Origin of the sequence: Cupriavidus sp. SIMBA_020 (genome assembly GCF_046535395.1) — a bacterium.
Classification (GTDB): domain Bacteria; phylum Pseudomonadota; class Gammaproteobacteria; order Burkholderiales; family Burkholderiaceae; genus Cupriavidus; species Cupriavidus campinensis.
The window spans coordinates 1-237 of record NZ_JAWRWU010001632.1 but is presented as its reverse complement, the minus strand read 5'-3'; the positions used below and the strand labels follow the sequence as shown (position 1 = coordinate 237).

At 68.4% G+C, this 237-nt stretch carries 1 protein-coding gene; it reads left to right on the top strand.

The genetic code is table 11. The annotated features are described in order from the left end of the window. Window positions 1-237, top strand: a 237-nt coding sequence (locus SB751_RS35130; RefSeq protein ID WP_410749631.1) for a heterodisulfide reductase-related iron-sulfur binding cluster, incomplete at both ends; no start/stop codon positions are given.

Below are 237 nucleotides of genomic sequence, written 5' to 3'. Positions count from 1 at the left end.
CGATCCCAAGGCCACCACGGCCGACACGGAAGCGGTGTTCTACTTCCCGGGCTGCGGGTCGGAGCGCCTGTTCTCGCAGGTCGGCCTGGCCACGCAGGCGATGCTGTGGCATGCCGGCGTGCAGACCGTGCTGCCGCCGGGCTACCTGTGCTGCGGTTATCCGCAGCGCGGCAACGGCATGACCGACAAGGCCGAGCAGATCATCACCGACAACCGGGTGCTGTTCCATCGCGTCGC